The organism is Cupriavidus sp. SS-3 (assembly GCF_035818815.1).
Lineage (GTDB): Bacteria > Pseudomonadota > Gammaproteobacteria > Burkholderiales > Burkholderiaceae > Cupriavidus > Cupriavidus taiwanensis_C.
The window spans coordinates 165,491-186,398 of record NZ_JAYLVT010000004.1 but is presented as its reverse complement, the minus strand read 5'-3'; the positions used below and the strand labels follow the sequence as shown (position 1 = coordinate 186,398).

The 20,908-nt window shown below is 69.2% G+C and carries 18 protein-coding genes; 16 read left to right on the top strand and 2 right to left on the bottom strand.

The genetic code is table 11. The features are described from left to right. Positions 1-76: 76 nt before the first annotated feature. From tsaB to U9J39_RS08625, 4 genes are read left to right on the top strand one after another with little or no spacing between them, the layout of a single operon-like run. On the top strand, positions 77-832 hold the full coding sequence (gene tsaB, locus U9J39_RS08640) for a tRNA (adenosine(37)-N6)-threonylcarbamoyltransferase complex dimerization subunit type 1 TsaB (protein ID WP_326346922.1): 756 nt from the start codon (positions 77-79) through the stop codon (positions 830-832). Next, the gene (rimI, locus tag U9J39_RS08635; protein ID WP_115709782.1) at positions 829-1,389 is read left to right on the top strand and encodes a ribosomal protein S18-alanine N-acetyltransferase; all 561 of its coding nucleotides are present in this window, start codon (positions 829-831) and stop codon (positions 1,387-1,389) included. The genes tsaB and rimI overlap by 4 nt, the downstream gene beginning before the upstream one ends. Continuing rightward, positions 1,386-2,252 carry a uracil-DNA glycosylase gene (locus tag U9J39_RS08630; protein ID WP_326346921.1) on the top strand — a complete coding sequence of 289 codons (867 nt, stop codon included), beginning with the start codon at positions 1,386-1,388 and terminating at the stop codon, positions 2,250-2,252. The genes rimI and U9J39_RS08630 overlap by 4 nt, the downstream gene beginning before the upstream one ends. After that, entirely contained in the window at positions 2,218-3,360 is a 1,143-nt protein-coding gene (locus U9J39_RS08625; RefSeq protein WP_116312682.1) for a DUF1853 family protein, read from the top strand. Before U9J39_RS08630 ends, U9J39_RS08625 begins: the two co-directional genes overlap by 35 nt. 42 nt (positions 3,361-3,402) lie before the next feature. Here the strand turns inward: U9J39_RS08625 and lplT are convergent, their stop codons facing one another. Then, positions 3,403-4,722, bottom strand: coding sequence for a lysophospholipid transporter LplT (gene lplT, locus U9J39_RS08620; RefSeq protein ID WP_115680407.1), 1,320 nt, complete (start codon positions 4,720-4,722; stop codon positions 3,403-3,405). A gap of 602 nt (positions 4,723-5,324) precedes the next feature. Between lplT and alr the strand changes: the two genes are divergently transcribed. The 4 genes from alr (at position 5,325) to U9J39_RS08600 (ending at position 9,184) form a co-directional block, all read left to right on the top strand. After that, positions 5,325-6,446 (top strand): alanine racemase, encoded by a 1,122-nt coding sequence (gene alr, locus U9J39_RS08615; RefSeq protein ID WP_115709776.1) that lies wholly within the window; start codon positions 5,325-5,327, stop codon positions 6,444-6,446. Positions 6,447-6,599: 153 nt separating this feature from the next. Continuing rightward, complete coding sequence (radA, locus tag U9J39_RS08610; protein ID WP_012352996.1) at positions 6,600-7,961, top strand: DNA repair protein RadA; 1,362 nt, start codon at positions 6,600-6,602, stop codon at positions 7,959-7,961. A gap of 3 nt (positions 7,962-7,964) precedes the next feature. Next, complete coding sequence (locus U9J39_RS08605) at positions 7,965-8,528, top strand: GNAT family N-acetyltransferase (RefSeq protein WP_116312679.1); 564 nt, start codon at positions 7,965-7,967, stop codon at positions 8,526-8,528. A gap of 170 nt (positions 8,529-8,698) precedes the next feature. After that, positions 8,699-9,184 carry a disulfide bond formation protein B gene (locus U9J39_RS08600; protein WP_115681454.1) on the top strand — a complete coding sequence of 162 codons (486 nt, stop codon included), beginning with the start codon at positions 8,699-8,701 and terminating at the stop codon, positions 9,182-9,184. Between the two features lie 96 nt (positions 9,185-9,280). On the opposite strand, the gene U9J39_RS08595 is transcribed toward U9J39_RS08600, so the two are convergent. Beyond that, positions 9,281-11,215 carry an ATP-binding cassette domain-containing protein gene (locus U9J39_RS08595; RefSeq protein WP_116312678.1) on the bottom strand — a complete coding sequence of 645 codons (1,935 nt, stop codon included), beginning with the start codon at positions 11,213-11,215 and terminating at the stop codon, positions 9,281-9,283. Between the two features lie 302 nt (positions 11,216-11,517). On the opposite strand from U9J39_RS08595, the gene U9J39_RS08590 reads away from it, so the two are divergent. The 8 genes from U9J39_RS08590 to U9J39_RS08555 all read left to right on the top strand — a co-directional run bounded on the left by U9J39_RS08590 (position 11,518) and on the right by U9J39_RS08555 (position 20,867). Continuing rightward, complete coding sequence (locus U9J39_RS08590; protein ID WP_326346920.1) at positions 11,518-12,480, top strand: MurR/RpiR family transcriptional regulator; 963 nt, start codon at positions 11,518-11,520, stop codon at positions 12,478-12,480. A gap of 14 nt (positions 12,481-12,494) precedes the next feature. Further along, positions 12,495-13,466, top strand: a complete 972-nt coding sequence (locus U9J39_RS08585) for an isoaspartyl peptidase/L-asparaginase family protein (RefSeq protein WP_115709768.1) — start codon at positions 12,495-12,497, stop codon at positions 13,464-13,466. A gap of 48 nt (positions 13,467-13,514) precedes the next feature. Continuing rightward, positions 13,515-15,419: a dipeptide ABC transporter ATP-binding protein gene (locus tag U9J39_RS08580; RefSeq protein ID WP_326346919.1), complete on the top strand. Its 1,905-nt coding sequence runs from the start codon at positions 13,515-13,517 to the stop codon at positions 15,417-15,419. Positions 15,420-15,447: 28 nt separating this feature from the next. Then, the gene (gene gsiB, locus U9J39_RS08575; protein WP_116312675.1) at positions 15,448-17,004 is read left to right on the top strand and encodes a glutathione ABC transporter substrate-binding protein GsiB; all 1,557 of its coding nucleotides are present in this window, start codon (positions 15,448-15,450) and stop codon (positions 17,002-17,004) included. A 154-nt stretch (positions 17,005-17,158) separates the two neighbouring features. Beyond that, a complete protein-coding gene (gene gsiC, locus U9J39_RS08570; protein WP_115709763.1) occupies positions 17,159-18,079 on the top strand; it encodes a glutathione ABC transporter permease GsiC in 921 nt (306 codons plus the stop codon). A 7-nt stretch (positions 18,080-18,086) separates the two neighbouring features. Beyond that, entirely contained in the window at positions 18,087-19,001 is a 915-nt protein-coding gene (gsiD, locus tag U9J39_RS08565; RefSeq protein ID WP_116312674.1) for a glutathione ABC transporter permease GsiD, read from the top strand. A gap of 2 nt (positions 19,002-19,003) precedes the next feature. Further along, the gene (locus tag U9J39_RS08560; protein ID WP_326346918.1) at positions 19,004-20,047 is read left to right on the top strand and encodes a DmpA family aminopeptidase; all 1,044 of its coding nucleotides are present in this window, start codon (positions 19,004-19,006) and stop codon (positions 20,045-20,047) included. Position 20,048: 1 nt separating this feature from the next. Then, positions 20,049-20,867, top strand: a complete 819-nt coding sequence (locus U9J39_RS08555; RefSeq protein WP_116312672.1) for a M55 family metallopeptidase — start codon at positions 20,049-20,051, stop codon at positions 20,865-20,867. Positions 20,868-20,908: the final 41 nt, after the last annotated feature.

The window sequence follows — 20,908 nt, the reverse complement described above, 5'->3', positions numbered from 1 at the left end:
CCGCCCCGCGCGGGCGCGCCGTCCGTATAAAACCGAAGAAGCCCTCGATTCCGGGCCCAACGGCTACAATCGCGCCATGTCCTGGATTCTTGCTGTTGAAACCTCTACGGAGTGGTGCTCGGTCGCGCTCGGACGCGCGGCAGACGCCGGCCTCGAGTGCCTGGTGCGTCATGAGCACACCGGCGCACGCTCGTCGGCGCGCGTGCTGCCGGCCGCCGGCGAATTGCTCGCCGAAGCCGGCATTGCGCTGGCCGATTGCGCGGCCATCGCCTTTGGCGCCGGCCCGGGCTCGTTCACCGGCCTGCGCACCGCCTGCGGCGTGGCACAGGGGCTGGCGTTCGGCGCCGGCCTGCCGGTGGTGCCGGTCAACACCCTGATGGCCTGCGCCGAGCGCGCCCGCGCCGCCACGCCGGCGCTGCCGGAGGGCACCGCGGTGCTGGTGGCGCTGGATGCGCGCATGGACGAGGCCTATGCGGCGGCCTTCGGCTGGAACGCGGGCGCGCGGGAGTGGGAGGAACTCACGCCGATGCAGGTCGGCGCGCCCGAAACCGTGGCCTTGCCCGACGGCGAATTCTGGCTGGCCGGCAACGCGTCCACGGTGTTTGGCGAACGCCTGGCGGGCCTCGGCCGCGCCGCGCGCGTGCTGTCCGAGGCGATGCCGCATGCGCAGCCGATGGTTGCCCTGGCGCTGCGCGCGCTGGCGCGCGGCGAGACCATCGACGCCGACCAGGCCATGCCGGTCTACCTGCGCGACAAGGTCGCCCAGACCATCGCCGAGCGCGAGGCCGTTGCGGCGGCGCGCGCGGCGGCCCGGCCGGGGAGCGCATCGTGAGCGCCGCGTATCCCCTCGCAGACCGCCACGACTGGCCCGAGGTGCCGGCCATGCCGGCGCTGCCCGAGGGCTGGTCGCTGGGCCGCATGAGCGCGCTGGACCTGCAGGCGGTGGCGGGCATCGAGGCGCGCGCCTACAGCCATCCGTGGACGCGCGGCAATTTCGAGAACTCGGTCAAGTCCGGGCATCTCGGGCTGACGCTGCGCGACCCGGCGGGCACGCTGGTGGCCTACGCCGTGCTGATGCCGGTGGTCGATGAAATGCACCTGCTCAACATCACGGTCGAGCCGCAGCGCCAGCGCCAGGGGCTCGGGCGCCTGATGCTCGCGGTGGTGCTGGCGACCTCGCACGCGCACCGCATCCACACCATGCTGCTGGAGGTGCGGCCCTCCAATACCGGCGCGATCGCGCTGTACCAGGCGGCGGGGTTTGCCGAGATCGGACGCCGCAAGGGCTATTACCCGGCGCCCGGCGGCAAGCGCGAAGACGCGCTGGTGCTGCGCCGCGCCTGGCCGGCGCAGGCCGCCGCCAACGACGGCACGGAGGGACGGGCATGAGCCGCCGTGCGCAGTTCCTCGAGGTGCTGGGCATTCCGACCGAATGGCTGCCGCGCGCGTCCCGGGCGGCGCAGGCAGAGGCGCAGCCCGACCTGGCGGCGCAGCCGGCCGCGATGCCGGCAGCCGAGCCGCCCGCGGCAATGACGGCTGCTCCGGTGGCTGCTGCGGTTACGCATCCCGAGGCGCCGCCGGCTGTCCCGTTGGCACCGCCAGCCCCGGATCGAGCCGCGCCGGCGCTGGTTCCCGCCGGGCTGGCGCCCGACGCTGCGCAAGCGGAGCGTGAAGCGGCCATCGCCGCGATGGACTGGCCGGCGCTTGAGGCCGCGGTAGCGGGCTGCACGGCCTGCGGCCTGTGCCAGACCCGTACCAACACCGTGTTCGGCGTGGGCGCGCGCCAGGCCGAATGGATGCTGGTGGGCGAGGCCCCCGGCGAGAACGAAGACCTGCAAGGCGAGCCCTTCGTCGGCCAGGCCGGCAAGCTGCTCGACAATATGCTCGGCGCGCTCGGGCTGGCGCGCGGGCGCAACGTGTTCATCGCCAACGTGCTCAAGTGCCGCCCGCCCGGCAACCGCAATCCCGAAGCGGAAGAGGTGGCGCAGTGCGAGCCCTTCCTGCGCCGGCAGATCGCGCTGGTCAGGCCCCGCGTGATCGTGGTGCTGGGCCGCTTCGCCGCGCAATCGCTGCTGCGCACCACCACGCCGATCGGCAAGCTGCGCGGCACCGTGCATGCGTACGAAGGCATCCCCGTGGTGGTGACCTACCATCCGGCCTACCTGCTGCGCACGCTGACCGACAAGGCGCGCGCCTGGGAAGACCTGTGCCTGGCCCGTGAGGTCCACGACCGTGCGGGAGCTGGGGCCTGACCTTTCCCTGACCCGCGGCGGCGACGGCCCCGGGCCGTCGCACGCGCCGCTGTGGCGCCGTGCCGCGTCGGCACGCGCGCGCGACCTGGCCTGGACCACGCTGTCGCCGCCGCTGCTGGATGCCGTGCCGGGGGCCGCGCTGGCGCGCTGGCCGGCCGGCACCCTCGAGGCCTGGCAGCGCTGGCTCGAAGGCGCCGATCCCGCCGCGCTGCCCGCCACCATCGACGAACTGGCCGACGGCCACGCCGCGCTTGCTGCCGATGCCGACCACGACCCTGCCAACCGCAGCCTGCGCCTGGGGCGGCATGCCGAACGGCTGCTGCATTTCGCCTTGCGCCATATGCAGGGGCTGTCGCTGCTGGCCGCCAACGTGCCGGTGCGGCGCGCCGGCCGCCACGGGGTGCGCACGCTGGGCGAGCTGGATTTCGTCTGGCGCGAGCTGGACTCGGGCGCGGTGGTGCACTGGGAGATGGCGGCCAAGTTCTACCTGATGGCGGCCGCCGGCGGCCAGCCGCCGCGGGCGCAGGATTTCGTCGGCCCGAACCTGGTCGACCGCCTCGGCGACAAGCTCGGCCATATCGTGCACCGCCAGCTGCCGCTCGGGCATACCGCCGAAGCGCGCGCCGCGCTGGGCCATACCGTCGACCGCAGCGAGGTCTACCTGCTGGGCTGGCTGTTCTATCGCGACGGCCAGGTGCCGGCCGGACTGGAAACGCTGGGGATCGCGCCGGACCACTTGCACGGCTGGTGGTCCACGCTCGATGCCTGGGCCGGGCGCGCGGCTGCGCGCCCGGGCTTGCGCTGGTGCCGCCTGCCACGTACGGGGTGGCTGTCGGGCGCGCTGGTGCCGGAAGCCGGCACGGCTGACGCCGGCACGCTGCACGCGCTCCTGGCGCAGCGCTTTGCCGATCCGCGCCATGATCACGGCTGGCGCCGCGAGTCGCCGGTGATGCTATGCGAGCTGGAGCCGGCCGGGCCGCAGGCGCCGGGCTGGTGGCGCGAATGCTCGCGCGGGTTCGTGGTGCCGCCGGGATGGCAGGAGCGGGCGCTGGCGCGCACTGAAGAGCCGCCGCGGGCGGGCCCGCAAGCCGGTCAGGTCGCCGCCTGACGCAGGCTGGCCGGCCGCCGCCGCGGCCGCGCCGTGAGGGTGCTAATGGTGCTTGTCCTCGCCGATCATCGCCAGCGAGTTGAAGGTGCGCACGTTGTACTTGTGCAGCTTGAGCACCAGCGCCATGGTCACGCAGATAAACAGCCCCAGCGCGATGATGACCACGCCGATCGGCACGTTGAGCTTGATCAGCAGCGCGTACAGGCACAGCATCAGCAGCACCGAGACGTTTTCATTGAAGTTCTGCACCGCGATCGAGTGCCCGGCCGACAGCAGCACATGGCCGCGGTGCTGCAGCAGCGCGTTCATCGGCACCACGAAATATCCCGACATCGCGCCCACCAGCATCAGGAAAACGTAGGCGATGGCCATGTACAGCGGCATGTGCAGGCCGAGCACGTCGAGCGTGACCTGCGGCATCGCGTCCTTGGTGTAGAACGCCATCAGCATCACCGTGGCGCCCATCGCCACGCCGAACGGCAGCACCGACAGCGATTTGCGCAGCGGGATGCGCGCCGCCGCCAGGATTGCGCCCACGGCCACGCCCACCGCCACCACAGCCTGCAGCAGCGCGCCCTGGGACAGGTTCAGGCCCAGCGATTTCTCGGCCCATTTCAGCACGATGAACTGCAGCGTCGCGCCCACGCCCCAGAACAGCGTGGTCACCGCCAGCGAGATCTGGCCCAGCTTGTCGCGCCACAGCGCCAGGAAGCAGTCGCCGAACTCGGCGATCAGCTTGATCGGGTTCTTTTCCTGCGCCGGATAGCGCGCGCCGGTGTCGGGGATAAACAGGTTGAACAGCGAAGCGATCACATAGAACAGCATGATCACCACCATCGCGGCCTCGGCCGGCGTGTCGATGCCGGTATTGATGAAAGGCACGTCCAGGCGCAGCAGCAGCCCGGACACATGCACCGAGATCAGCGCGCCACCCACCACCGTGCCCAGGATGATCGAACCGACCGTCAGGCCCTCGATCCAGCCATTGGCCATCACCAGCTTTTCGGGCGGCAGCAGCTCGGTCAGGATGCCGTACTTGGCGGGCGAATACGCCGCGGCGCCGAAGCCGACCACGCCGTAGGCCAGCAGCGGATGCAGCCCGAACATCATGATGGCGCAGCCGACCACCTTGATGGCGTTGGTGATGAGCATCACCCGACCCTTGGGCATCGAGTCGGCGAAGGCGCCGACGAAGGCGGCAAGAATGACGTAGGAGAGAACGAAGAACAGCTTGAGCAGCGGGGTCATCCACTGCGGGGAATGCAATTCGGTGAGAAGGGCGATGGCGGCGATCAGTAAGGCATTGTCGGCCAGCGAGGAAAAAAACTGCGCGGCCATGATGGTGTAAAAACCCTTCTTCATGCTGTCGACTTTCTCTCCATCGCGCGCTCCATTCAGGGTAGGCAGGCTGGTGCCGGCCGCAGAGGCCATGGTTTGCAGGGAACCTTGTGCCGCGGCCGTGTCGAATTGTGTCGTAGGTGCTGCGCTGCGGCGCCGTGAGGCCTGCCTGACAGTCATTGACATAATGCTTCGCTTTTAGAACATGGCCGGAGCGTCCGGCTTTATATCACGAAAACATGACATTCCCGAACCCCGGCAACGGCTCTTTTTGACCGCAAATTGCCTTGCCGATTCCCCGATGACCCCCGGCAACAGCATCCGAATGTGTTCAAATAACGGCTGCCACCGCGGCCCGCCGGACCGGTCTTTCCCTGATCTGGTGTGCGCCCGGCGAGATATGGTGACTGGGATACCTGGGCGTGCCAATTGAGGGCATCCCGCATATCCGTCACCACAACCGTCGCGCAGCCGTCGCCCGCATGGGTCGCCGGTCCGTGCTGCGGCACACCGACAGGTGACGTTTGCGCCATCGATACTGAGACAGAGCCGTCCCTCCAGCCCGCCGAGCGCATAAGCCGCCCGCGCTGCTGCCGGCTTTGTCCGCTACCCTGATGTGACTTCCAATGCCAAGACCGATCCAAGCCGTCATCCACCAACCCGCCCTGGCCAACAATCTCGACGCGATCCGCCGCAAGGCGCCTGACTCGCGCGTCTGGGCGGTGGTCAAGGCCAACGCCTACGGCCACGGCATCCGCCGCGTCTTTGCTGCACTGCGTGGTGCCGATGGCTTCGGGCTGCTGGACCTGAATGAGGCCGTGCTGCTGCGCGATCTCGGCTGGCAGGGCCCGATCCTGCTGCTGGAGGGCTTCTTCCAGCCGCAGGACATCGCCCTGATCGAGCAATACCGGCTGACTACCGCGATCCACTGCGACGAGCAGCTGCGCATGCTGGAAAGCGCGCGCCCCAAGGGCCCGCTGGCGATCCAGCTCAAGCTCAACACCGGCATGAACCGGCTCGGCTTCCATCCGGCGGAATACCGCGCCGCCTGGGAGCGCGCGCGCGCCATGCCGTGCGTGGGCAGCATCGTCCATATGACGCATTTCTCCGATGCCGACGGCCCGCGCGGCATCGCCCACCAGGTCGAGGCCTTCGACGTCGCCACCGCCAACCTGCCGGGCGAGGCCAGCCTGTCGAATTCCGCCGCGGTGCTGTGGCATCCGCAGGCACACCGCGCCTGGGTGCGCCCCGGCATCATCCTGTACGGCGCCTCGCCCACCGGCCGCGATGCCGATATCGCCGGCACCGGGTTGCAGCCGGCGATGTCGCTGCACAGCGAGCTGATCGCGGTGCAGGACCTGCAGCCGGGCGATACCGTCGGCTATGGTTCGCTCTTCACCGCGGAGCGGCCGATGCGCATCGGCGTGGTCGCCTGCGGCTATGCCGACGGCTACCCGCGCCACGCCTCGGGCTGGGGCGAGCAGCGTGCGCCGGTGCTGGTCGACGGCGTGCGCACCGAACTGGTCGGGCGCGTATCGATGGACATGCTGTGCGTCGACCTGACGCCGTGCCCGAAGGCGCGCGTCGGCAGCCCGGTCACGCTGTGGGGCCAGGGCCTGCCGATCGACGAGGTGGCGCAGGCCAGCGGCACGGTCGGCTACGAGCTGATGTGCGCGCTGGCGCCGCGCGTGCCGACCACGGTGGCGACCATCACCGCATCGGACAGCGCCGCGCCTGCGATCGCCTGATGTGGCCTGACGTGCTTACCTAGGCAGCACGGTGCGGGCGCAGCGCCGCACGGTTACGCTCTGCACGCGTCCCCAGGCCGCCAAGCCCACTGCACTACCTCCGCGGGCCGGGTCGTTTCCGGCCCGGCCCGATTCTTTCTGCAAGGACCTCCGTTGGCCAAGAGCAAGACTGTCTATACCTGTACCGAATGCGGCGGCACCACGCCGCGCTGGGCCGGCCAGTGCCCGCATTGCCAGCAGTGGAACACGCTGGTGGAGACCGTGGCGGAATCCGCCGCGAACAAGCGCTTCCAGCCGCTGGCGGCATCGGCCACGGTGCGCAAGCTGGCCGAGATCGAAGCCGCCGACGTGCCGCGCTTTTCCAGCGGCATCGACGAGTTCGACCGGGTGCTGGGCGGCGGCCTGGTGTCGGGCGGCGTGGTGCTGATCGGCGGCGATCCCGGTATCGGCAAGTCCACGCTGCTGCTGCAGGCGCTGGCCAACCTGGCCGGACAACGCCGCGTGCTCTACGTCAGCGGCGAGGAATCCGGCGCGCAGATCGCGCTGCGGGCGCAGCGCCTGGGCGTGGAAAGCCCGTCGCTGGGGCTGCTCGCCGAAATCCAGCTGGAGAAGATCCAGGCCACGCTGGAAGTGGAAAAGCCCGAGGTTGCGGTGATCGATTCGATCCAGACGCTGTATTCCGAGGCCCTGACCTCGGCGCCGGGGTCGGTGGCGCAGGTGCGCGAATGCGCGGCGCAGCTCACGCGCATCGCCAAGAGCAGCGGCACCACCATCATCCTGGTCGGTCACGTGACCAAGGAGGGCAGCCTGGCGGGGCCGCGCGTGCTCGAGCATATCGTCGATACGGTGCTGTATTTCGAAGGCGATACCCATTCTTCGCACCGGCTGATCCGCGCCTTCAAGAACCGCTTCGGCGCGGTCAACGAGCTGGGCGTGTTCGCCATGACCGAGCGTGGCCTGCGCGGCATCAGCAATCCGTCGGCGCTGTTCCTGTCGCAGCATGAAGAGACCGTGCCGGGCTCGTGCGTGCTGGTGACGCAGGAAGGCACGCGGCCGCTGCTGGTGGAAATCCAGGCGCTGGTCGATACCGCGCACGTGCCCAACCCGCGCCGGCTGGCAGTGGGGCTGGAGCAGAACCGGCTGGCCCTGCTGCTGGCGGTGCTGCACCGGCACGCGGGCATCGCCTGCTTCGACCAGGACGTGTTCCTGAACGCGGTGGGCGGGGTCAAGATCACCGAACCCGCGGCGGACCTGGCGGTGCTGCTGTCGATCCACTCGTCGATGCGCAACAAGCCGCTGCCGCGCGGCCTGGTGGTGTTCGGCGAAGTGGGGCTGGCCGGCGAGATCCGCCCCAGCCCGCGCGGGCAGGAGCGCCTGAAGGAAGCCGCCAAGCTGGGCTTTACGCTGGCCGTGATCCCGAAGGCCAACGCGCCCAAGCAGAAGATCGACGGGCTCGAAGTGATCGCGGTGGAGCGCATCGAGCAGGCCATCGACCGCGTGCGCCACCTGGACTGAGCCATGGACACCGGCATCGCTTTCGAGACCAGCCGCTTGCGGCTGCGCCAGTGGCGCGATGAAGACTATGCGCCGTTTGCCGCGCTCAATGCCGATGCGCAGGTGATGCGCTATTTCCCGGCACCGCTGACGCGCGCCGAAAGCGATGCGATGGCCGCGCGCTGCCGCGGCCTGATCGCGGACAGGGGGTGGGGCGTCTGGGTGGTCGAACGAAGCGCGGACGATGCCTTCCTGGGCTTCGTCGGACTGCACGAGCCGGCCGCCGCGCTGCCGTTCGCGCCGTGCGTGGAGATCGCCTGGCGGCTGGCGCGGCCGGCCTGGGGCCACGGCTACGCCACCGAGGCGGCGCGCGGCGCGCTCGCTTATGGCTTCGGCCGCCTGGCGCTGGAAGAGATCGTCGCCTTCACCACGCTCGCCAATGCCCGCTCGCGGGCGGTGATGGAACGGCTCGGCATGCGCCAGGATGCCGAGGGCTTCGACCATCCCGCATTGCCGCCGGCACACCCGTTGCGGCCGCATTGCCTGTACCGCCTGCCGCGCGCGGCGTGGCAGGCAGCGGGCACGTGATGCCGATGCGTCGATCCGCCGCGGGTCAGCAGGCCGGCGCCGCATGTGGCGCCGCATGTGACGGCGGATGTGGCGCCGACGGCAGGCGCGGCAAAATCGGTAATAATGCGCAGCACAGCCGCGCCCTCGCACTGACGGCAACGATTTACCGGATCACCTGAGTTCCAATGATGCAAGCCAATTCCCGCGCCTATTTCCTGTTGATTGCCATCGTCTCCTTCGCCCTGGTCGGCGTCGCGCTCTACCTGCAGATCGAAAAGGGCTACCAGCCTTGTCCGCTGTGCGTGATGCAGCGCTTCGCCTTTATCGGCATCGGCCTGTTCTCGCTGCTGGCCGCGGTGGCGCAGAACACGCGCTCGCTGTGGCAGGGCCTGGGCATGCTGTCCGGCATCGCCGGCATCGCGGTCGCGGTCTATCACGTGTCGCTGCTGCTCAATCCCAAGGCCTCGTGCGGCATCGATCCGCTCGAGAACTGGGTCAATGCGCTGCCCACTGCCAAGGTGCTGCCGCAGCTGTTCTACTCCGACGGCCTGTGCACCGCGCCGCTGCCGCCGGTGCTGGGGCTGTCGGTGCCGGCATGGTCGCTGATCTGGCTGTTTGTGCTGACGCTGACGCTGGCGGTGGGGCTGATCCGGAGGGAGAAGAATTTCCGCTGAGCCCGGGATAAGCGAACGATATAAAGAGAAACGGCGCCGTCGGCGCCGTTTCTCTTTTGCGGTGATGCAAGGGAGGGGACTCGAAGCCGAATCCGATCACGCAATCTGCTCGATCTGCTCCTGCAGCTCCAGCCACTTCTCTTCCAGCGTCTCCAGTTCGCCGTTGACCTCGCCCTGGCGCTTGAGCATTTCCATCAGCTTCATCTTGTTGGCCTCGGCATAGCTGGCTTCGTCGGCCATGAACCGGTCGATCTCCTCCCGGGCAGTCTGCAGCACCGCCATCCGCTTCTCGACCTTTTCCAGCTCCTTGGTCAGCGGCTTGCGCAGCGCCGACAAGCGCTGGCGCTCGTCGGCCTCGGCGCGGCGCTGGTCCTTGCGGTTGACCGCAGCCGCGGCCTCGCCGGCGTTTTCCGCCTGGTGCGCGGCGGTGGCGGCATTGCGCTTGGCCGCGGCCTGCTGCAGCAGCCAGTCGCGGTAGTCGTCGAGGTCGCCGTCGAACGGCCGGATGGTGCCGTCGGCGACCAGCATGAACTGGTCGGCGGTGGCGCGCAGCAGGTGCCGGTCGTGCGAGACCAGGATCAGCGTGCCTTCGAACTGCGCCAGCGCCATGGTCAGCGCCTCGCGCGTGTCGAGGTCGAGGTGGTTGGTCGGTTCATCGAGCAGCAGCAGGTTGGGCTTCTGCCAGACGATCAGGGCCAGCGCCAGCCGGGCCTTTTCGCCGCCGGAAAAGGGCTCGATCGGCGTGGTCGCCATGTCGCCGCGGAAGTTGAAGCTGCCGAGGAAGTCGCGCAGCTCCTGCTCGCGCACGTCGGGCGCCAGGCGCGCGAGGTGCTGCAGCGCGGAGTCGTGGTCGCGCAGCGTTTCCAGCTGGTGCTGGGCGAAGTAGCCGATCTGCAGGCCCTTGCCCAGGCGCAGGTTGCCCGTGAGCGGATCCTGGGTGCCGGCCAGGGTCTTGACCAGCGTCGACTTGCCCTGGCCGTTCGCGCCCAGCAGGCCGATGCGCTGGCCGTTCTGGATCGACAGCGCCAGGTTGTGCAGGATGGTGACGGGCGGATCGGCTTCGGCGTAGCCGCAATCGACGCCGTCGAGCACCATCATCGGATTGGGCGCGGCATCGGGCTCGCGGAACTCGAAGGCAAAGCCGGCGGCGACGTGCACCGGCGCCAGGCGCTCCATCTTTTCCAGCGCCTTGACCCGGCTCTGCGCCTGGCGTGCCTTGGTGGCCTTGGCCTTGAAGCGGGTGATGAACGATTCCAGGTGCGCGATTTCCTTCTGCTGGCGCACGTAGGCGGCCTGCTGCTGCGCCATCTGCTGCAGGCGCAGGGTCTCGAACAGCGTGTAGTTGCCGCCGTAGCGGCGCAACTGCTGGTTCTCGATATGCACCGTGACATTGCAGATCGCGTCGAGGAATTCGCGGTCGTGCGAGATCATCACCAGCGTGCCCGGGTAGCGCGCCAGCCAGTCTTCCAGCCAGACGATGGCGTCCAGGTCCAGGTGGTTGGTCGGTTCGTCGAGCAGCAGCAGGTCTGACGGGCACATCAGCGCCTGCGCCAGGTTCAGGCGCATGCGCCAGCCGCCGGAAAACGATGCCACCGGCTGCGACACCTGCGCCAGCGTGAAGCCCAGGCCCAGCAGCAGGGCCTCGGCGCGCGCCGGCGCGGTATAGCCGTCGGCGTCGGCATAGGCGGCATGGGCTTCGCCTTCGGCGCTGCCGTCGCCGCTGGCCTGGGCCGCGGCAATCGCGGCCTCGATCTCGCGCAGCCGGGTGTCGCCGTCGATCACGTAGTCCACCGCGGTGCGGCTGACCGCCGGCGTTTCCTGCGCCACGTGGGCGACGCGCCACTGCGCCGGCACGCTGACATCGCCCCCGTCCGGATGCAGTTCGCCGCGCAGCAGCGCGAACAGCGTCGACTTGCCGCTGCCGTTGGCGCCGACGAGGCCCACGCGCTCGCCCGGGTTGAGCGTCACGCTGGTGTGGTCGAACAGCACCTTGGTGCCGCGCTGAAGGACTAGCTGGTCGATTCGGATCACGAGAGGGGAAATGCCTGAGTGAAAAACAGAAAAAGCGCCGTGAACGCGGGCCGGGGCCGGCGCTGTGGCGCTGGCCCGCATTGTAGCGTTTCCGGTGCGGCGCACGCCGTGCCGGTGCAAGGGGTGCGCCAAGGCGGGTCGAAGCGCGTCGATACATGCACCGTGAAAGTGCCGCGAAAGACGGTGGATCTAGGGATTACCCTTGGTCTGGAAAAACTCTATTTTCTTGGAAGTCGGTTGCGTGTAAATTCATTTTCACAACGACGCGCACCCTGATGCGCTGTCGATCAACCGCTTCCACCATGCCCATTGGCCATTCGATCTCGGACCGCATTGCACGCAGCCTGCCGTCGCTGACGCCGGCGCACCGCCGCATGGCGGAATACGTGCTGGCCAACCTGTTTCGCGCAGCGACCATGCGCATCGACGAATTCGCCGCGGCGGTGGAGGTGTCGGTGGCGACGGCCAACCGCTTTGCCCGCGCACTCGGCTTCGATGGCTATCCGCAGTTCCGGGCCGAGCTGGTGCGCGGTTTCGAAGCCACGCTGGCGCCGGTGGAGCGGCTGCGCAGCGAGCTGGAACGACCCGCCACCGTGGCTGAAGTGTTCGCCGCCTCGCTCGAGGACGCGGCCGCCAATGCCGAAGCCACGCGGCGCGGCATCGATGCGCAGGCGTGCGAGCGCGCGGTTTCGGCCATCCTTGGGGCGCAGCGCGTCTACGTGGCGGGCTTCGGCGCCAGCGGCTTCCTGGCGGGACTGCTGCAGCACGGCCTGGAAATGCATTGCCGCATGGTGACCTCGGTCGCCGGTGCGGGCGGGGCCTCGCACGCGGCGCGCCAGCTGTTCAAGCTGCAGCCGAGCGACCTGCTGATCGTGATCGCCTTCCCGCGCTATGTGACCGATTCCATCGAACTGGCCCAGCGCGTCAAGGCGCACGGCGGCCAGGTGCTGGCGCTGACCGACGGCCCGACCTCGCCGCTGGCGCCGCTGGCCGATATCGCGCTGTATGCGCAGGCCGGCAACCGGCTCTCGGCCAACTCGGATGCCACCGTGCTGGCGCTGATCGAGGCGCTGTGCGGCGCGGTGGCGCACCGGGCCGAACGCCCGGTCAAGGCCGCCGCCGAAATGACCGAATTCCTGCTGCCGTGGCTATATGGCACGCCCGAGGCCGAGCCCGCGCGCCGGTCCGCGCCGATGCCAGTGCAACCCACCGAAGCCAAGACCGGCGCGCGCCGCGCGCGGTCGTCCAACACCCGCAAGTCCTGAGTCCAAGTCTCCTTATGCAAGCAGCTGTCATTGCCATCCACGGCGGCGCCGGCACCATCACCCGCGCGGCGATGGATGCGGCCCGCGAACGCGAATACATCGAAGCGCTGCAACACGTGCTGCAAGCCGGCCAGCGCATCCTGGCCGATGGCGGCAGCGCGCTCGACGCCGTCACCGAGGCGGTGCGCCTGCTCGAAGAATGCCCGCTGTTCAACGCCGGCAAGGGCGCCGTGCTGACCCATGCCGGCACCTATGAACTGGATGCGGCGGTAATGGATGGTGCCACCCTCAATGCCGGCGCGGTGGCCTGCGTCACGCGCCTGCGCAACCCGGTGCTGGCCGCGCGCGCGGTGCTGGAGCACAGCGAGCATGTGCTGTTTGCCGGCGCCGGCGCCGAGGCCTTCGCGCAGGCGCAGGGGCTGGAGCTGGTAGCGCCGGAGTACTACTTCACCCACGCCCGCCACGACCAGTGGCAGCGTGCGCGCGGCAACGCCGGCATGGCGCTGCTCGACCACGACGCCGCGACGCTGGCCGCGCAGCAGGCGCGCGGCACGGAACCGATCGATCCCGACAGCAAGTTCGGCACCGTGGGCGCGGTCGCCTGCGACAGCCGTGGCAATCTCGCGGCGGCCACGTCCACCGGCGGCGTCACCAACAAGCAGGTGGGCCGCGTCGGCGATACCCCGCTGATCGGCGCCGGCTGCTATGCCGACGATGTCGCGGCGGTGTCCGCCACCGGCACCGGCGAAATGTTTATCCGCACCGTGGCCGCGCACGACGTCGCGGCGCAGATGCGCTATGCCGGCCTGCCGCTCGACGAGGCGGCGCGGCGCGTCGTGATGGAAAAGCTGCCCGCGATCCAGGGCCGCGGTGGCCTGATCGCGGTGGACCGGGCCGGCAACGTCACGCTGCCCTTCAACACCGAAGGCATGTACCGCGGTGTCGCCCGGGTGGGCGAGGCCGTCGACGTGTCGATCTACGGCTGACGCGCCGCCTGCCAGGCCGTCCCGCATCCCGCCATACAAGGAGTACCCGTGGTCACTACCCCAGCGCCAGCGCGCGTTCCCGCTTCCGGCATCGTCCTGCCGCCCGAACGCGTCGTCCAGGTGGACGGGCTCAGCGTGCGCTTCGCCACGTCGGAGCGCACTGTCGAGGCCGTGCGCAACCTGTCTTTCCATGTCGATCGCGGCGAGACGCTGGCGGTGGTGGGCGAGTCGGGCTCGGGCAAGTCGGTGACCTCGCTGGCGCTGATGCGGCTGGTCGAGCATGGCGGTGGCAAGATCGCGACGGGCAGCATGGCGCTGCGCCGGCGCGGCGGCGAGGTGATCGACCTCGCGCGCACCGACAACGCCACCCTGCGCAGCGTGCGCGGCGCCGACGTGGCGATGATCTTCCAGGAGCCGATGACCTCGCTCAACCCGGTGTTCCCGGTGGGCGAGCAGATCGCGGAATCGATCCGCCTGCACCAGGGCAAGAGCCGCGCGGCGGCACGGGCCGAGGCGCTGCGCATGCTGGAGCTGGTGCGCATCCCGGAAGCGCGCCGCGTGCTCGAGCGCTATCCGCACCAGCTTTCCGGCGGCATGCGCCAGCGCGTGATGATCGCGATGGCGCTGTCGTGCAAGCCCGCGCTGCTGATCGCAGACGAGCCCACCACGGCGCTGGACGTGACCATCCAGGCCGAGATCCTGCAGCTGATGCGCAGCCTGCAGGCCGAGATGCACATGGGCGTGGTGTTCATCACCCACGACATGGGCGTTGTCGCCGAAGTGGCAGACCGCGTGCTGGTGATGTACCGCGGCGAGAAGGTGGAAGAGGGCACCTCCGACGACGTGTTCCGCGCGCCGGCGCATCCGTACACGCGCGCGCTGCTGTCGGCGGTGCCGCGCCTGGGCGCCATGCGCGGCACCGACCTGCCGGCCAAGTTCCCGCTGCTGCGCCTGGACAGCGCCAGCCCCGAGGCGGCCGCGCCGCAGGATACGGTGGCCCCCGGCGTGGCGCCGATCCTGCGGGTGCAGGACCTGGTCACGCGTTTCGACGTGCCCGGCGGCCTGTTCGGCCGCGTCACGCGGCGCGTGCATGCGGTCGAGCAGGTCAGCTTCGACCTCTATCCCGGCGAGACGCTGGCACTGGTGGGGGAATCCGGTTGCGGCAAGTCCACCACCGGCCGCTCGCTGCTGCGCCTGGTGGAAAGCCAGAGCGGCACCATCGAATTCAACGGGCAGAACATCAGCAAGATGGAAGGGCCGGCGCTGCAGACCCTGCGCCGCAATATCCAGTTCATCTTCCAGGACCCGTTCGCCTCGCTCGATCCGCGCGTGCCGGTCGGCTATTCGATCATGGAGCCGCTGCTGGTGCACAAGGTCGCCAGCGGCAAGGAGGCCGAGCAGCGCGTGGCGTGGCTGCTCGACAAGGTGGGGCTGGACCCGTCGCACGCGGCGCGCTATCCGCACGAGTTTTCCGGCGGCCAGCGCCAGCGCATCTGCATTGCGCGCGCGCTGGCGCTGAACCCCAAGGTGGTGGTGGCGGACGAGTCGGTGTCGGCGCTCGACGTGTCGATCCAGGCGCAGATCGTCAACCTGATGCTGGACCTGCAGCGCGAGCTCGGCATCGCCTTCCTGTTTATCTCGCACGACATGGCGGTGGTGGAGCGCGTCAGCCACCGCGTCGCGGTGATGTACCTGGGCCAGATCGTCGAAATCGGCCCGCGCCGCGCGATCTTCGAGAACCCGCAGCATCCGTACACGAAGAAGCTGATGTCGGCGGTGCCGATCGCCGACCCGGCGCGGCGCCACCTGCGGCGCGAGCCGCTCAACGACGAGATCCCCAGCCCGATCCGCGCGGTCGGCGACGAGCCGGTGGTGCAGCCGCTGGTGCAGGTCGCGGGCAGCGGTGCGCTCGGCCATTTTGTTGCGCGGCACGCCGTTGGCGGCGCCTACTGAAACGGAAGTCAATCCAAGGAGAATCGAGATGTCTGCACGGATGGTTTCGCCCAGGCTGCTGGCCGGGCTGCTTATGGCTGGCGCGGTGGGCGCGCTGGCGCCGGTGTCCGCCTTTGCCGCCAAGGACGCGGTGATGGCGGTCGCTTCCACGTTCACCACGCTGGACCCGTACGATTCCAACGACACGCTGTCGCAGGCGGTCGGCAAGACCTTCTACCAGGGCCTGTTCGGGCTGGACAAGGACATGAAGCTGGTCAACGTGCTGGCCGACAGCCATGACGTCAGCAAGGATGGCCTGGTCTACACCATCAAGCTGAAGAAGGGCATCAAGTTCCACGACGGCACTACGTTTGATGCCGCCGCCGTCAAGGCCAACCTGGACCGCGTCACCAACCCGGCCAACAAGCTCAAGCGCTACACGCTGTTCAACCGCGTGGCCAGGACCGACGTGGTCGATGCCAACACCGTCAAGGTCACGCTGAAGGAGCCGTTCTCGCCGTTCATCAACGTGCTGGCGCATCCGTCGGCGGTGATGATCTCGCCGGCCGCGCTGCAGAAGTATGGCAAGGACATTGCCTTCCATCCGGTCGGCACCGGCCCGTTCGAGTTCGTCGAGTGGAAGCAGCCCGACCACCTGAAGGGCAAGAAATTTGCCGGCTACTGGAAGACCGGCTACCCGAAGATCGACACCATCACCTGGAAGCCGGTGGTCGACAACAACACGCGCGCCGCCATCATGCAGACCGGCGAGGCCGACTTCGCCTTCAGCATCCCGTTCGAGCAGGCCGCGGTGCTGAAGAGCAGCGCCAAGGTGGATCTGATCGCGGCGCCATCGATCATCCAGCGCTACCTGACCATGAACACCATGGTCAAGCCGTTCAACGACCCCAAGGTGCGCCAGGCCATCAACTACGCCATCAACAAGGAGGCACTGGCCAAGGTCGCCTTTGCCGGCTACGCGGTGCCGGCCGAGGGCGTGGTGCCGCACGGCGTGGACTATGCCGAGAAGCTGGGCCCATGGCCGTACGACCCGGCCAAGGCGCGCGCGCTGCTGAAGGAAGCCGGCTACCCCAACGGCTTCGAGACCACGCTGTGGTCGGCCTACAACCACACCACCGCGCAGAAGGTGATCCAGTTCGTGCAGCAGCAGCTGCAGCAGGTCGGCATCAAGGCGCAGGTGCAGGCGCTGGAAGCCGGCCAGCGCGTGGAGAAGGTCGAGAGCGTGCCGAAGCCAGAGGACGCCGGCGTGCGCATCTACTACGTGGGCTGGTCGTCGTCGACCGGTGAATCCGACTGGGCACTGCGTCCGCTGCTGGCCTCGGAGTCGATGCCGCCCAAGCTGCTGAACACCGCCTATTACAAGAACGACCAGGTCGACGCGGACATCGCCGGCGCACTGCGCACCACCGACCGCGGCGAGAAGGCGCGCCTGTACAAGGACGCGCAGGAACGCATCTGGAAGGATGCGCCGTGGGCCTTCCTGGTGACCGAGAAGGTGCTGTTCGCACGCAGCAAGCGCATGAGCGGCGCCTATGTGATGCCGGACGGGTCGTTCAATTTCGATGAGATCGATATCAAGCAGTGAAGGGTGAGAGGCGCGGCGGCGCGCAGCACCAGGCTCGCGCGCGCCGCGGCCAGCCATCCAACAGAGCAGTAGAGCAGTAAGCCGAGAGCGGCCGCCTGCCTCGCGACGCGGGGTTCGCAGGCGGGCGGCCCGCGGCCTTTCTTCATGGTGTGTGATGCTGAATTACTTCCTCAAACGCGTGCTGGGCGTGATCCCCACGCTGCTGATCGTGGCCGTGCTGGTGTTCCTGTTCGTCCACCTGCTGCCGGGCGATCCGGCGCGCCTGGCGGCGGGTCCGGAGGCTGACTCGGCCACGGTCGAACTGGTGCGCAAGGACCTGGGCCTGGACCGGCCCCTGCACGAGCAGTTCGTCAACTTCTTCTCGAACGCGCTGCGCGGCGAGTTCGGCCATTCGCTGCGCACCAAGCGCCCGGTCAGCGAGGAGATCGGCGACCGCTTCATGCCGACGCTGCTGCTGACGGTGGCGTCGATGGCGTGGGCGGTGGTGTTCGGCATGGCCATCGGCATCGGCTCGGCAGTGTGGCGCAACCGCTGGCCGGACCGCTTCGGCATGACGCTGGCGGTTTCCGGGATTTCCTTCCCGGCCTTCGCGCTGGGCATGCTGCTGATGGAGGTGTTCTCGGTGCAGCTGGGCTGGCTGCCGTCGATCGGCGCGGACAGCTGGCAGCACTACGTGTTGCCCTCGGTCACGCTGGGCGCCGCGGTGGCGGCGGTGATGGCGCGCTTTACCCGCGCCTCGTTCGTCGAGGTGCTGCAGGAAGACTTTATCCGCACCGCCCGCGCCAAGGGCGTGCGCGAGACCCTGGTGGTGGCCAAGCACGGACTGCGCAACGCCATGATCCCGGTGGTGACCATGATGGGCCTGCAGTTCGGCTTCCTGCTGGGCGGCTCGATCGTGGTCGAGAAAGTCTTCAACTGGCCCGGCCTGGGACGCCTGCTGGTCGATGCCGTCGAGATGCGCGACTACCCCGTGATCCAGGCCGAGGTGCTGCTGTTCTCGCTCGAATTCATCCTGATCAACCTGGTGGTGGACATGCTCTACACCGTGATCAATCCCACCATCCGCTACAAGTGAGGCCGGCATGACTGAGCTTTCCACGCCCGCCGCAGCGCCAGCGGCATCCGCTACCGCCTCCGCGCCGGAAGCCGTGCGCACACCCTGGACCGAGTTCTGGCGCAAATTCCGCAAGCAGCACCTGGCGCTGGGCGCCGGCGCGTTCGTGCTGGTGCTGGTGGCGATCGCCATCGTGGCGCCGCACATCGTGCCGTACGACCCCGAGAACTTCTTCGACTACGATGCGCTCAACGCCGGCCCGTCGGCCGCGCACTGGATGGGCGTCGATTCGCTCGGCCGCGACATCTTCAGCCGCATCCTGGCCGGCACCCGCATCTCGCTGGCGGCGGGTTTCCTGTCGGTGATCATCGGCGCGGTGATCGGCACCGTGCTGGGCCTGCTGGCCGGCTACTACGAAGGCTGGTGGGACCGCATCGTGATGCGCATCTCCGACGTGCTGTTCGCCTTCCCGGGCATCCTGCTGGCGATCGGCATCGTCGCCATCCTCGGCAACGGCATGACCAACGTGATCTTCGCCGTGGCCATCTTCAGCATCCCGGCGTTCGCGCGGCTGGTGCGCGGCAATACCCTGATGCTCAAGCGGCTGACCTATGTCGAGGCCGCGCGCAGCATCGGCGCTTCGGACTGGACCATCCTGATGCGCCATATCCTGCCCGGCACGGTGTCGTCGATCGTGGTGTATTTCTCGATGCGGATCGGTACCTCGATCATCACCGCCGCCAGCCTGTCGTTCCTGGGCCTGGGCGCGCAGCCGCCCACGCCGGAATGGGGCGCGATGCTCAACGAGGCGCGCGCCGACATGGTCACCGCGCCACACGTGGCGATCTTCCCCAGCCTGGCGATCTTCCTGACCGTGCTGGCCTTCAACCTGCTGGGCGACGGCCTGCGCGACGCGCTCGACCCCAAGATCGACCGCCGCTGAAGATGACTGCTTCCACCCTGGGCGTGCCGCGCGTCGGCAGCCTTCCCGCCGGGCCGCTGGACAGCCTTGCCGACGTCGCCGGCGTCACCGTCGGCCACTGCACGCTGGCCGCGGGCGGCGTGCAGACCGGCGTGACCGTGATCCGCCCGCATGGCGGCGATCCGTACCGCGACAAGGTGCCCGCCGCGGCCACCGTGCTCAATGGCTTTGGCAAGAGCGTGGGGCTGGTGCAGGTGGACGAGCTGGGCGTGCTGGAGACACCGGTGGCGCTGACCAACACCTTTGCGGTCGGCGCGGTGGCGCAGGCGCAGATCCGCGCGGCGGTGGCGGCCAATCCGGACATCGGCCGTGCGCTGCCCACGGTCAATCCGCTGGTGTTCGAGTGCAATGACGGCTACCTGAACGATATCCAGCGCATGGCCGTAGCCGGCCAACACTACGACGCAGCGCTCGCCGGCGCGGGACCCGAGGTCGCGCAGGGTGCAGTGGGCGCGGGCCGCGGCATGTCGGCGTTCGGCGTCAAGGGCGGCATCGGCTCGGCTTCGCGCCTGGCGGGCGGCCATTGCGTCGGCGCGCTGGTGCTGGCCAATTTCGGCACGCCGGAATCGCTGACCGTGGCCGGCCGGCTGGTCGGCCCGGAGCTGGCGCGGCGACTGGCGCTGCCCGGCAGCGCGGCGCAACCGGAGAAGGGCTCGATCATCATGATCGTGGCCACCGATGCGCCGCTGGACGCGCGCCAGCTGCGCCGGCTGTCGCTGCGCGCCGGCGCGGGGCTGGCGCGCACCGGTTCGGTGTTCGGGCATGGCTCGGGCGATATCGCGCTGGCGTTCTCGACGGCGTACACCGTGCCCGACGACGCCGCGCGGCCGATGCCGGCACTGGCGCTGCTGCATGAAACCCTGCTCGACCCGCTGTTCCGTGCCGCCGCGGACAGCGTCGAGCAAGCCATCCTGCATGCCCTGTGGCATGCCGCGCCGGTGCAGGGCCGCGACGGCCACGACCGCGCCGCGCTGCTCGACCTGATGCCTGAACTGCGCCAGAGCTGAGATGAAGATCCTTGTTTCCACCGATATCGAAGGCGTCGCCGGCGTGTTCCACGCCGAGCAGACCCGCGCCGGCAACGGCGAATACGAACGCGCCCGCGCCTGGATGACCGGCGAGGCCAACGCGGCCATCGACGGCGCCTTTGCCGGCGGCGCGGCCGAAGTGCTGGTCAACGATTCGCACGGCGGCTTCCGCAACCTGCTGCCGGACCAGCTCGACCCGCGCGCGCGCGTGGTGCTGGGCAAGCCGCGCTACCTGGGCATGATGGCGGGGGTCGAGGCCGGCGTCGACGGCGTGCTGATGATCGGCTACCACGGCCGCGCGCAGAGCCGCGGCGTGCTGGCGCACACCATCAACAGCAGCGCCTTTGCGCGGGTCTGGCTCAACGGCAAGGAGCTCGGCGAGGCCGGGCTGTACGCGGCGCTGGCCGGCGAGTTCGGCGTGCCGGTGCTGATGGCCAGCGGCGACGACGTGTTCGTCCAGGAAACCCATGCGCTGATGCCGTGGGTGCGCTATGTCGAGACCAAGACCGCGGGCGGCTTCGGCAGTGGCGCCTCGCTGTCGCCGGCGGCCGCGCGCGAAGCCATTGCCGCGGCGGCAGCGAGCGCGGTGCGCGGGCGCGCGCAGGCGCAATGCCTGCGCATCGCCGCGCCGGTGTCCTGCACGCTGCAGACGCAGACGCCGGCGCACGCCGACCTGTTCTGCCAGTGGCCGACGCTGGAGCGGCGCGACGGCGTGACGCTGTCGTTCCAGGCCGATTCGGTGCAGGCCGCGGTGCGCATGCTGAACTGCCTGTCGGCGATGTCGTTCATGCTGAAGTAGGCCGGCCCCGCCTGGGGCGCGCCGCGCGGATCGGCGACAAT

What these genes read in the sequence shown, in the direction of transcription:
- tsaB (WP_326346922.1), top strand. Translation starts at nt 77, where the DNA reads ATGTCCTGGATTCTTGCTGTTGAAACCTCTACGGAGTGGTGCTCGGTC.
- U9J39_RS08630 (WP_326346921.1), top strand. Translation starts at nt 1,386, where the DNA reads ATGAGCCGCCGTGCGCAGTTCCTCGAGGTGCTGGGCATTCCGACCGAA.
- lplT (WP_115680407.1), bottom strand. Translation starts at nt 4,722, where the DNA reads ATGAAGAAGGGTTTTTACACCATCATGGCCGCGCAGTTTTTTTCCTCG.
- alr (WP_115709776.1), top strand. Translation starts at nt 5,325, where the DNA reads ATGCCAAGACCGATCCAAGCCGTCATCCACCAACCCGCCCTGGCCAAC.
- U9J39_RS08605 (WP_116312679.1), top strand. Translation starts at nt 7,965, where the DNA reads ATGGACACCGGCATCGCTTTCGAGACCAGCCGCTTGCGGCTGCGCCAG.
- U9J39_RS08600 (WP_115681454.1), top strand. Translation starts at nt 8,699, where the DNA reads ATGCAAGCCAATTCCCGCGCCTATTTCCTGTTGATTGCCATCGTCTCC.
- U9J39_RS08590 (WP_326346920.1), top strand. Translation starts at nt 11,518, where the DNA reads ATGCCCATTGGCCATTCGATCTCGGACCGCATTGCACGCAGCCTGCCG.
- U9J39_RS08585 (WP_115709768.1), top strand. Translation starts at nt 12,495, where the DNA reads ATGCAAGCAGCTGTCATTGCCATCCACGGCGGCGCCGGCACCATCACC.
- gsiB (WP_116312675.1), top strand. Translation starts at nt 15,448, where the DNA reads ATGTCTGCACGGATGGTTTCGCCCAGGCTGCTGGCCGGGCTGCTTATG.
- gsiC (WP_115709763.1), top strand. Translation starts at nt 17,159, where the DNA reads ATGCTGAATTACTTCCTCAAACGCGTGCTGGGCGTGATCCCCACGCTG.
- gsiD (WP_116312674.1), top strand. Translation starts at nt 18,087, where the DNA reads ATGACTGAGCTTTCCACGCCCGCCGCAGCGCCAGCGGCATCCGCTACC.
- U9J39_RS08560 (WP_326346918.1), top strand. Translation starts at nt 19,004, where the DNA reads ATGACTGCTTCCACCCTGGGCGTGCCGCGCGTCGGCAGCCTTCCCGCC.
- U9J39_RS08555 (WP_116312672.1), top strand. Translation starts at nt 20,049, where the DNA reads ATGAAGATCCTTGTTTCCACCGATATCGAAGGCGTCGCCGGCGTGTTC.